This is a genomic window from Rubripirellula obstinata (assembly GCF_001642955.1).
GTDB classification, from domain to species: domain Bacteria; phylum Planctomycetota; class Planctomycetia; order Pirellulales; family Pirellulaceae; genus Rubripirellula; species Rubripirellula obstinata.
Map to the genome: position 1 here is coordinate 1 of NZ_LWSK01000157.1, position 11,274 is coordinate 11,274.

General features: G+C 53.9%; 11 protein-coding genes. 9 read left to right on the forward strand and 2 right to left on the reverse strand.

Annotated elements, in window-relative coordinates:
* Positions 1-192: 192 nt before the first annotated feature.
* Positions 193-1,002: an HAD-IIB family hydrolase gene (locus tag RC85_RS23020; protein WP_068267093.1), complete on the reverse strand. Its 810-nt coding sequence runs from the start codon at positions 1,000-1,002 to the stop codon at positions 193-195.
* Positions 1,003-1,144: 142 nt separating this feature from the next.
* Here RC85_RS23020 and RC85_RS23025 point away from each other — a divergent pair, with 142 nt between their 5' ends.
* The 7 genes from RC85_RS23025 to RC85_RS23050 all read left to right on the forward strand — a co-directional run bounded on the left by RC85_RS23025 (position 1,145) and on the right by RC85_RS23050 (position 7,937).
* Complete coding sequence (locus tag RC85_RS23025; protein ID WP_068267094.1) at positions 1,145-1,909, forward strand: rhomboid family intramembrane serine protease; 765 nt, start codon at positions 1,145-1,147, stop codon at positions 1,907-1,909.
* 335 nt (positions 1,910-2,244) lie between these two features.
* Positions 2,245-3,411, forward strand: coding sequence for a serine/threonine protein kinase (locus tag RC85_RS23030; RefSeq protein WP_084422960.1), 1,167 nt, complete (start codon positions 2,245-2,247; stop codon positions 3,409-3,411).
* 52 nt (positions 3,412-3,463) lie between these two features.
* Positions 3,464-4,261, forward strand: a complete 798-nt coding sequence (locus RC85_RS23035; protein ID WP_068267095.1) for an inositol monophosphatase family protein — start codon at positions 3,464-3,466, stop codon at positions 4,259-4,261.
* Positions 4,262-4,335: 74 nt separating this feature from the next.
* Entirely contained in the window at positions 4,336-5,652 is a 1,317-nt protein-coding gene (locus tag RC85_RS23040) for a citrate synthase (RefSeq protein WP_068267096.1), read from the forward strand.
* On the forward strand, positions 5,649-6,635 hold the full coding sequence (moaA, locus tag RC85_RS23045; RefSeq protein WP_068267097.1) for a GTP 3',8-cyclase MoaA: 987 nt from the start codon (positions 5,649-5,651) through the stop codon (positions 6,633-6,635). Before RC85_RS23040 ends, moaA begins: the two co-directional genes overlap by 4 nt.
* Before the next feature lie 265 nt (positions 6,636-6,900).
* Positions 6,901-7,026: a hypothetical protein gene (locus tag RC85_RS28900; RefSeq protein WP_261340487.1), complete on the forward strand. Its 126-nt coding sequence runs from the start codon at positions 6,901-6,903 to the stop codon at positions 7,024-7,026.
* Positions 7,027-7,079: 53 nt separating this feature from the next.
* The gene (locus RC85_RS23050; RefSeq protein ID WP_420821406.1) at positions 7,080-7,937 is read left to right on the forward strand and encodes a sigma-70 family RNA polymerase sigma factor; all 858 of its coding nucleotides are present in this window, start codon (positions 7,080-7,082) and stop codon (positions 7,935-7,937) included.
* 20 nt (positions 7,938-7,957) lie between these two features.
* On the opposite strand, the gene RC85_RS27115 is transcribed toward RC85_RS23050, so the two are convergent.
* Positions 7,958-8,533: a DUF2141 domain-containing protein gene (locus tag RC85_RS27115; RefSeq protein ID WP_200836810.1), complete on the reverse strand. Its 576-nt coding sequence runs from the start codon at positions 8,531-8,533 to the stop codon at positions 7,958-7,960.
* Positions 8,534-8,731: 198 nt separating this feature from the next.
* Here RC85_RS27115 and RC85_RS23060 point away from each other — a divergent pair, with 198 nt between their 5' ends.
* A complete protein-coding gene (locus RC85_RS23060) occupies positions 8,732-9,784 on the forward strand; it encodes an ABC transporter ATP-binding protein (RefSeq protein WP_238383208.1) in 1,053 nt (350 codons plus the stop codon).
* 9 nt (positions 9,785-9,793) lie between these two features.
* Positions 9,794-11,026, forward strand: coding sequence for an ABC transporter permease (locus tag RC85_RS23065; RefSeq protein ID WP_068267101.1), 1,233 nt, complete (start codon positions 9,794-9,796; stop codon positions 11,024-11,026).
* The last annotated feature ends 248 nt before the right edge of the window (positions 11,027-11,274 follow it).

Sequence of the window (11,274 nt, forward strand, 5' to 3'; positions counted from 1 at the left end):
GGCGACACAACGAAGGCAATCTGCCGCCCTCTGGGCTATTGGATTCGCTTTTTCCGTGGACCGGCGGCTGACGCCACCGGCAAAGATCTGCCGCCCTCTGGGCTAAGACCTTCGATGGTGAGACAGGATAAAAACGGCGCAAGCCGATAACTCCACAACCCCAAACTTTTAGCGGACCAGGGTCGGCCTACGTCAATCTTGGTTGTTGCAATAGTAAAGCAGGCCTGTCAACACGCCGCTGGTTGCTTGTTCGGTGGGTAAACACAGGCGGTCGTGCCAATCGTTCGACGCGTGTGATTCTTGCACTCGCGACGCCAGATCCCTGGAAGCATTTCCGACCAGGATGCTGCGGTAGCCCGCGGTTAGTGCGGCAAAATCGTTGCCTGAATCGCCCGCAAAAATCACTTCGTTTGGATTGAGTCGCAGGTTTTGGCACCACCAATCAATCGCATAAGCCTTGGACACACCGGCTGGCAACAAATCGACCAGCCCGTCTCCGTTGAATGGATCGACGCTGGCGATCAAGCGGTAAGGTGATGCATGCTGATTCAAGTGATCTTGGATCTGTTGGGATAGTTCATCGATGGAATCAGCGTCACAATAAAAACTCAATTTGAACTGGCTTTGCTTTTCTGCTTCCTGAGCCGTCAAGTCTTCAAAAGCCAAAAATTCTTGTCGCAGTTGTTCAATCGGGTAGGCGGAAATGATCTGTGACAAATGATCCGCGTAGCCGCTGCTGGGGACGATGCGGTCGCGTGATTCCACTCGACTGATCGAGGTCCCGACGTTGCTGATGATCCAGTTGGGCGTTGGTAAGGATTCGGATTCCATCACGGCGACGATGGATGACAGGTGCCTTCCGGTGACAAAAACCAGATCCATGTCTCGCCTGCGGAGTTCATCCACAAGCAGGTTTAAGTCTCGCCGGTTATCTTGGTTTCCGGACAGCGGGATGAAGGTTCCATCAAGATCGGTTGCAAGGACCGCCGGCGTGTCGGACATGGAATAGGCTCGTGAGTGAAGAGGTATCGTTGTGATATCAGAATGCGAGCACCCAGCGGTCGCAAGCCCTGCGGCAGATCGCGGAACTGGCTAAACTCTCGGCCAGGATTATCAATTTCAAAACTCTGGGTCATCCGAATCTATGATTCCGCTACGAGACAGCATTCCGAGCCGAACGATTCCGTTCGTCAACTACACGATGATCGCGATTTGTTCGCTCGCGTTTTTTGCTCAGCTTTCCGACCCGACTGGCAAGTTGGCGGAACAATACGGCATGGTTCCGGTGCGATTGAATGACGAGTCCGCGCCGACGGTGTTGCGACAACAGGTTGGGGTTCAGACGCCGCGTGGTGTCCAGGTGCAGGTGGTCGAGCGTGTGATCGCGCCGTCGGCAATCGTGCCCTGGGCCACGGTGGTGACCTGCATGTTTCTGCACGGCGGGTGGATGCATTTTCTTGGAAACATGTGGTTTTTGTATATCTTTGGCGACAATGTCGAAGACCGGCTAGGGCATTTTGGTTACACATTGATGTACTTGGGGACCGGGATCGCGGCCGGATTGACGCACTATTACACCAACATGGACAGCATCGTGCCGACGATCGGCGCCAGTGGTGCGATCGCGGGCGTGATGGGTGCGTACGCTTGGTTGTATCCGCATGCGAAGGTCCAGGCGGTGCTGCCGATCTTCATCATCCTGCAAGTTTTTGTGCTGCCGGCTCCTGTGTTTCTAGGAATCTGGTTTGCGATTCAAACCTACAGCGGGATCGCCGCCCAGACCTCTGGCCAAGCAGGTGGTGTTGCGTGGTGGGCCCATATTGGTGGTTTCGTCGCCGGTGCAGCGGTCGCAATTGCAGCCGGACGAACCCATTTTGGAAATTCACCGGTGGAATCAAGAAGGTTTTGACGCATAAGTGTGATAGACACCGTTCAAAACAAGCGGGAATATAGTCAGCGGCGATCGGTTTCTACCGAGGATGCGGTTGCTGCTGGGCTACTATAGAAAGCCAGCAGCCGAACGTAGAGCAGATTCTTTTCCTTTAATCGCGAACGATGTTCGTTATTGCAACAGAATGATTTCCGCCTTATGGTCGTGCTGGCAAAGAGGTGTGCAAAATGCCACTATTGCGTAGGCAGACTTGTTTTGGAGAGATGTGCTCTATGTCACGACCTGATAGCTTGAAAAAAACTTCTCAAATCTCGTCCGCCCGATACTCGATTGCCTGCTAGTTTTGCTTCACCATGGATGAAATGTTGTACCCAACTCAATCGACGACCCGGTTCGATCCCAACGCGACGCTTGCCGCTGACGGTTCGGTTAGCGTCAATACGGGCGATCCAAAGTTAATCGCGAACTATGAACAGATTAGTCGCGACCGGACGTTTAGCTGGACTGGGCACTATCACATTGGTCGGATGCTTGGCCGCGGCGGGCAAGGCGAGGTTTATTTGACCCAGCACCGTGGTTCTGATGGATTCACGTTGCCGGTTGCGATGAAGGTGTTTTCGCCTGAACGTTATGCCAACAGTTCGGCATACAACGAAGCCATGGCTCGAGTCGCCTCGATCGCCGCTCGCGTTGCTTTGATTCAGCACGACAATGTGTTGGACGTTCATAGCTTTGTCGAACGCAACTGCATTCGAATCATGATGATGGAATGGGTCGATGGATATGACCTGCGGCAACTGGTGTCGCCGCGTTGTTTGAGGCTGCTTGATGGCCGAGTGGACGAGTCGCGGTGGACCTATATCCACGAAGTGATCTTAACCGAAGGCCCTGATCAATCACGTTTTAAGGCGGGGGTTGCTGTTTCGATTGTGCGTCAAGTGATGGCAGCGCTTGCGGCGTTGCACCGTGAAGGAATTGTTCACGGTGATATTAAGCCTGCGAATATCATGTTGAAGCGAAGTGGTCACGCAAAGTTGATCGACATGGGATCAGCAATCTATTTTAATTCTCCGCCCCGCGAACGTGATTGCACGCCGCTGTATGCCGCGCCCGAGGTTCTTGAAAATCAATCGGCGACGCCTCGCAGTGACTTGGCATCCTTGGGTTATGTCCTGGTCGAATTACTGAGCGGTGCCAATCCGTTTTCAGGGAGCGAAAAGTATCGTGACTTGTTGATGGCGAAACGAAATCTGCCGTCACGTTTGGCAAAGCTATTGCCTGATGAGGTGCTTAGAAATCGTTTGCTAATGTCGCTGATTGAAGGTTTGATTTCCCCAGATCCGAACCGACGTTTTCCCGATGCCGAAGCCGCTGAACACGTCGAATCGGGTGCTGCTGCGTTTTTGCGTCAATTGGTTCGCAGTGACATGTCCACTGAATACGACAATGACATTCGATGTTGGCTGGAAGAACTGCGCGATCTGGAAATTGAAACGGATAGCAACGATCTTAGTTTCTGATAAGTTTTGTTGATCGAGTATTGAGTCAACAAAACTGAATCAGAGAACATTGATGGACCAACATCATCTGGACGTTGCCATTCTTGCGGCGCGTGCGGGCGCGACCGAATTGATGAGTCGCCGTGACAAGTTTGTCGTCAGCGAAAAAGCGCCCAAAGATCTCGTCACCGACGCCGACCTGGCCTCGCAAAAAGCGGTTCGCGACATACTGGAAAACAGTTTTCCGTCTTACGCGTTTGTTGGCGAAGAGGAAGGTGAAAACGATCCGCCGACGGAGGTACTTCGTGGCGATGCCGACGCGCCGCCTTGTTGGGTCGTCGATCCGCTGGACGGAACGATTAACTACGTTCACCGACTGCAATCGTTTGCCGTTTCGATCGGGTTGTATGCCGGCGGGAAAATGCGATTGGGTGTGATCCTTGACCCGACAACCGATGAATTGTTTACGGCAATTGATGGGGCCGGGGCGTTCTGTAACGGTCAGCCGATTTCTGCGAGTGGGCAGAATGAGATTTCCGACAGCTTGATCGCCTGCAGTTTTCCCGCGGGAATCAAAGCCGATCATCCCGAAGTTGGGCGGTTTGTGACGGTGCTGGAACAATGCCGGTCGCTGCGAAGGCTCGGATCATGCGCCTTAAACATGTGCTACGTCGCATCAGGCCGACTTGATGGATACTGGGCCACAGCGGTTTCGTCCTGGGACTCCGCCGCCGGGATCGTGATCGCTCGCGAGGCCGGAGCGACGATTACCGCGCACGACGGAAACCCGCTGAACGACTGGAATCCAAAATTTGTCGTCGCCGGCTCTGCGACACTTCATCAAACCATGGTCGATCTGCTTGCGGTCTGATTGTCGCCTCGTTGATACGCCGCTAGACTCTCTAGAACAACCTTCTTGAAGACAATCGACCACGCGGATCTCGGATGAGCACCAAAACACAGTTGGAAGTGGAGCAAAAGGGCACGATCAAAGTAAAGATCGGCGACAAAGAAGTTGACTTGCCTTTGTTGCAGGGATCCGAGGGCGAACAGGCGATCGACATCGGATCGCTTCGCGGACAAACCGGCGTCATCACGCTCGATGAAGGCTTTGTCAACACCGGCAGCACCCGCAGTTCAATCACCTTTCTAAACGGTGAAAAGGGTGTGCTTCGTTATCGCGGATATCCGATCGAAGAACTCGCCGCGAAAAGCGACTTCATCGAAACCGCTTATCTGCTGATCTTTGGCGAACTACCCGACGCGGCGCAGGCGGACGAATTCCGAGTTGGCATTCGCGAACACACGATGCTGCACGAAGACATGCGGACGTTCTACAACGGGTTCCCGCGTGACGCACACCCGATGGCGATTCTGTCCAGCGTGGTCGGTGCTCTTTCAACGTTCTATCAAGACTCGATGGATTTGAACGATGAAAAGCAAGTTGAGATTTCGATGTACCGGTTGCTGGCCAAACTGCCAACGATCGCTGCGTACAGTTACAAGAAATCAATGGGCCAACCGTTCATCTATCCCAACAACGAACTGGACTACTGCGAAAACTTTCTGCACATGATGTTTGCGACACCGGCTCGCGATTACATGGTCGATCCCGATTTCGCGGAAGCACTTAACCTGTTGTTTATCGTTCACGCCGATCACGAACAAAACTGCAGCACGTCCACCGTGCGAATGGTCGGCAGCAGTAACGCCAACTTGTTTGCATCGATCTCTGCGGGCATCGGTGCATTGTGGGGACCGCTGCACGGCGGTGCCAACGAAGCTTGCGTCAACATGCTGGAAACGATTGCGGCCGACGGCGGCAACGTCAAGAAGTACGTGGACATGGCCAAGGATAAAGAGAACGGTTTCCGCCTGATGGGTTTTGGTCACCGCGTCTACAAGAACTTTGATCCTCGCGCGACGATCATCAAGGCGACCTGCGAAAAATTGTTGGCGAAATTGCAGTTGGACGATCCCTTGTTTCATGTCGCTCAGGAACTGCAGGACGTTGCTTTGAAAGATGAGTACTTCATCGAACGCAAGCTTTATCCGAACGTCGATTTCTATTCCGGTGTGATTTACCGCGCTTTGGGCATTCCAGTGGACATGTTTACGGTGCTGTTCGCGATCGGTCGTTTGCCAGGTTGGTTGGCTCACTGGAAAGAAATGCACGACACACCGGGCAAGCGAATCAATCGGCCTCGCCAGGTTTACACGGGGTCAACTGCTCGAGAATTCGTGCCGATCAACGAGCGATGAAACTGATCGACTCGTTCGGTCGCGTTCACACCAGCGTCCGCATTAGCGTGACGGATCGCTGTAACATTCGGTGCTTCTATTGCATGCCCGAATTCGGTGCTGAGTTCGCACCGCGTGAGTCGTTGTTGTCGTTCGAGGAGATCACGCGGCTGACCCGATTGCTGGTCAACCGTCTTGGCATTCGCGATGTCAGGATCACCGGCGGTGAACCGCTGGTCCGACGCGATTTGCCCGTTTTGATTCAGCAGATCGCGGCGATTGACGGACTTAAAGATCTGTCGCTAACGACCAACGGAATCTTGTTGGCTGAACAGGCGCAATCGCTACGCGATGCCGGATTGCGTAGGTTAAACATTAGCTTAGACACCTTGGACGCGGACGTTTTCAAAGAGATCGCTCGACGTGATGGACTTGAAAAAACTATCGAAGGCATTGATGCTGCGATCGATGCAGGTTTCGATTCCATTAAGCTAAATTCGCTTGCGATTGCAGGAGTAACCGAGGCCGAAATCGCCAGGCTGGTTCGCTTTGCCATGGATCGATCGATCACCATTCGGTTCATCGAGTTCATGCCGTTGGACGCTGATCGAGAATGGAGTCGAGGCAACGTGCTTTCGGGCGATCGCATCTTGGAGATCTTGAAGTCGAACTTTGGCGACATCGCACCGATAATTCGCAGCGATCCATCAGCGCCCGCAGAAGATTTTTTGGTAGGCGGCGGGACCGTCGGCATCATCCGTTCGGTGACTCAGCCGTTTTGTGGTGCATGCAATCGAATCCGAGTGACCGCCGATGGTTCGATTCGCAATTGTTTGTTTGCCAACGAGGAAACACCGCTCCGCGATCTAATGCGAGCCGGTGCGGACGAAGAAGAACTGATTCGCCAGATCCAGGCTTCGGTGGCGAACAAGAAAGCGTCGCACGGCATGGACAGCGATAGTTTCGATCCGCCGGAGCGTCCGATGTATTCGATCGGCGGTTGATCATCGTCCGTATTGCCGTAACTCGCTTTAGGCTCGCTACGGCCTACTCTTGGATTCAGCATGATCCTTACATTCGGTTGTTTTTAACGCAGCTTTAAGATTTGCCATCAAGGCGGACGATTCTCTTATTGTCCACCCAATCCACCTCCCAGGTTTGGGGCTGACCTCCTGAATTTCGACTCGACGATCATTGCTCGTCTGTTTCTTGTTCGTGCCATTCGCTTCTCCCGGCGATTGATTTCGGCATGCTTTACAAGAGTCAACGATGCTTAGGCCAGATCGATTGCCCAAATCGATTGAGCAGATCGATCACCAGATCGATCACCCGGTCGTTTGCTTTGCCGCTTCAGGAAAACCAGCCTCAGACGAAACCAATTGTGGCGATCATTGATGAGCGAAATTGAAACTGCGATCCCGTCCGAGGACGCTGAACTAAAAGCGGCGATGAAAAAAAATCGTCGCAAAGCTGATCCCAAATCTCGTGCCGCCCAGTCACCGCTGGAAACGTATCTTCGCGAGATCAACGAAACGGCGTTGCTGAGTGCCGCTGACGAGAAAGAGCTCGCCGGCCGAATCGCTCAGGGCGACGCGATGGCCCGCGACCGCATGGTGCGAGCCAACTTGCGGCTGGTCGTCAACATCGCTCGCGGTTACACCGGCAAAGGTCTGGGGCTGCAGGATTTGATCGAAGAAGGCAACCTAGGTCTGCTGCGTGCGGTCGAAGGTTTTGATCCATCGATGGGCACGCGGTTCAGTACCTATGCCAGTTACTGGATCAAGCAGTCGATCAAACGGGCGCTCATCAACAGTTCCAAAACGATTCGCATTCCCGCCTACATGGTCGAACTGCTTAGCAAGTGGCGACGTGCGACGGCTCGGTTGAGCGAAGAGCTTGGGCGGACACCGACCAACGAAGAAGTCGCACGGGTTCTGGGGCTGCCTAAAAAGAAGCTGCCGATCATTCGCAAAGCGATTCGGATCAACAACAGCACTCCGCAGAGCGACCAATCGGATTCGGGATGGTCGTTGGGCGAAATGGTGATGGATGAGCGATTGAAGTCGCCCGATGAAGCGATGTTGGATCACGACATCCTGCGTCACGCGATGGAGTTGCTGGGCGATTTGGAAGAACGCGAAGCCAATGTGCTTAGGCTGCGTTTCGGCTTGGGTGGAAACGAACCCAAGACGCTGAAAGAAATCGGTGCCGAGCTCGGCTTGACTCGCGAAAGAGTTCGCCAGATTGAAACCGAAGCACTGCGGCGTCTGGCTGATGGTCTGACTGATCCTCGCGAGCTTTTCTAACGTCCAGTCGTAAACAGACTCTATCGAATTGAAATCTTGATCGACTGCCCGGGTTCTGGGCGGTCGATTTTTGCATCTGTAAAGGACGGCGGACCGGTCAGCCCGCGGGCGTTGTTAGAAAACCCATAGCATTCGGTCGGGATCCCAAATGCATTGCGATCGAGCGACCCGTTTTCGTTCTCGTCGTGAAACACGGCGATGGCGAATGAATCGGCCAGGATCGCGACAGGGATTCGTGTCATTGATTGACCATCCTGGATCGGTAATTTCGCCTTGCGAACGGCATAATCGAGGTCGTTGAAGCCCTCCGCCGCATCGTAAATCGCGATTCTTAGTACCCCCACATCGCTGGATGCGCCATCCACCACAATGGATGCCGATGCGGGCTCGGAAGCGCCCGAAGCGTCATTGAATGATGAATCCATACCCTGAAACATGTCACCGCCAGGAAATTCGACGGGCACAAACCTGTTTTGGCGATACAGTAAAAAGGCTACACCGATCGTGAAAATTAGGCAGGTTAAGAAGAATAGCTGGGTGCCCCGGTTATCCTTCCACTGTTCCCCGACGGTCCGTGAGTACGGATCGCTTGCCAAAAGCTTTCGAGCGGGGTTGTTTTTTGTTTCGTTTGGACCAGTTTCAGGCATGTAATTCGTCAGCTCGCGTAATTCCTCTTGATTGCGACGTCCCGAACGTGAGACTGTATCGCGACAAGTTTCACTATTAGAGCATTAATTGATTTCGGGCGTGCGAGGTGATCGACCTTGTTCTCTCCACACTCACCCGCCTGCCGAATGTCCGTCCCCCCTTCATCCGCAACCGTGACTCCTGTTGATGCAGGTTCAAAGCTTGCAAGCACAAGTGAGCGAATGTCGGCTGAACAGGCGGCTAACAAGGCGGCCGAACAGGCTGCACAAAAAATTCAAACACCGGCGATCCGCATCGATGGGTTGCGAAAGCAATTCGGATCTGTCGAAGCGCTACGCGGCGTTTCGTTCTCACAGGTCTGTGGTCAACGGCTGGCATTACTAGGCCCCAACGGAGCGGGCAAGACGACGACGATTCGTTGTCTATCAGGACGAACACGGCCCAGCAGTGGAACGATCGAATTGTTTGGGCATCCCATCGACTCGATGGGCGTTCGTGATCAGCTTGGCATTGTGCCGCAAGAAATCGCGTTGTACGGCGATCTAACAACGATCGAAAACCTACGCGCGTTCGGGCGATTCCACGGCCTGAATCGAAAGACGATCAAAGACCGCGTGCAATGGGCGCTGCATTGGACAGGATTGGAAGATCGCGCGGGCAGTTTGGTCAACGGTTTTTCAGGCGGAATGAAACGGCGAGTCAACCTGGCGTGCGGCGTGTTGCACCAACCGTCGGTGTTGCTGCTGGACGAACCGACCGTCGGCGTGGACCCGCAAAGCCGTCAAAAGATTTTCACCATGTTGGACCAGTTGCATCGGGCGGGGACTTCGATTTTGTTGACGACGCATCACCTTGATGAAGCCCAGCAGTACAGCGATCAAATCGTCATCATCGATCAGGGGACGGTCGTTGCCGAGGGAACGATTGACGAATTGATCGATCAATCGGTTGGCCGTTCGCGGATGGTGCGATTGAGAATTGATCGGCCGCTCGATCGGTTGTTGCCCAGCCCGCTATCGAAACTTGGCCGGGTCGGCAGCGATCAGCTATCGACACGCATCGATGACGTATCAAAGCGTCTGCCGCAACTGCTTACCGCGGTACACGAACAGGGCTACCGCGTTTGCGACGTGGACGTCAGCGCACCTTCGTTGCACGACGTTTTTCTGCACTTAACTGGCCACGAACTCAGAGACTGATTTATCCCGATGACATGGACGGTCTTACAGGTTCAGTTCCAGCGACTGATGCACAATCGTGTTGAGTTGTTGTTAACGTTTGTGGTTCCGATTGCATTCTTCAGTATCTTTGCGTTGATCTTTGGCGGCGGAATTGGCAGCGGGACAACGCCCCGCATTAAGGTCGTGGCGGTGGACTTGGTAGGTTCCGACGCAAGCACCCAGGTGATGACCGGATTACGAAAAAGCGCCGGCCTGCGATTTGTTCGTGATCGTGAAGATGAAAAAGCTGAACAGTCCAAACCGCTCGATCCCGAATCAGCCCAGCAATTGGTTCGCAAGGGAATCGCAACGATGGCGATTGTTTTGAAGACTGAATCCGATGCAACGTCTGAAACTTCATTGCACGCCGATCTGCTTTCCGATTCGTCGGATCAGGTAGCGTCGCAGGTGGTGGTCGCCATTGTTGCTCGCGAAATCATGATGGCAGAAGCCGAGGCGCAGGAGAAAGAGTTCAACGTCTTCTCAAAACCAGCCGATGCGGCCGACGCAGATTCTTCGTCGGGAACCGGCGACGTTTCAACAACCGAAGCCGAAACAGCAGATCTAGCTGCGGGCGAACCGGTGACCTTGATCGACGTGATTGGTGAAGGAAAATCGAACCCAGTCGTCAGCATGTATGCCGCTGGCATTGCGGTCATGTTTTTGCTCTTTGGAGCAACCGGTGGCGGAGGGGCATTTTTGGAAGAACGCGAAAACCGAACACTCGACCGATTGCTGTCCACTCAAATGTCGATGGACCAATTGTTGTTGGGCAAGTGGTTCTACATCACAATCATCGGCATCGTTCAAGTCACCGTCATGTTCGTTTGGGCACAAGTCGTTTTCAAAGTCAACTTGGTCGGTCACTTGGATGGATTTCTGATGATGACGATCGTGACTTCGTGTGCTGCCGCCGCGTTTGGTTTGTTCCTGGCAACGCTCTGCAAAACGCGTGGTCAGTTGAACGGCTTGTCGGTGATTCTAATTTTAACGATGAGCGCGATGGGTGGATCGATGGTCCCGCGTTACGTCATGAGCGAGCGGTTGCAGCAGATGGGGCTTTGGACTTTCAACGCATGGGCATTAGACGGTTACAACAAAATTTTCTGGCGAGACCTACCGCCCGCGTCCTTGGCACCGCAGTTGGTCGTATTGATGACCAGCGCCTTATGTTTTTTAGTCGCAGCCCGATTGTTGGCTCTCCGGTGGGAAGCGAATTGAAGCCAAGTAGCTGGCCCGCCAGGGTTCAGTCCGTCAACAGCTTCCCCCAAGTTGTTTAACCGCGTGGGCATCGCCCCGCGCGTTTCGTTCCGCGTGTTTTGTTCCGCGTGGACGCGCGGGGCGATGCCTGGACCGCTAAATCTTTGGGATTGCATCAGTTCTCGTTTGCGCAGGTTTCATGCTCACCGCGACGTTGAGTGCTTCCGCCGGGCTTGCCCCGGACGGAGCGGCAACTGGAAGCTACTACT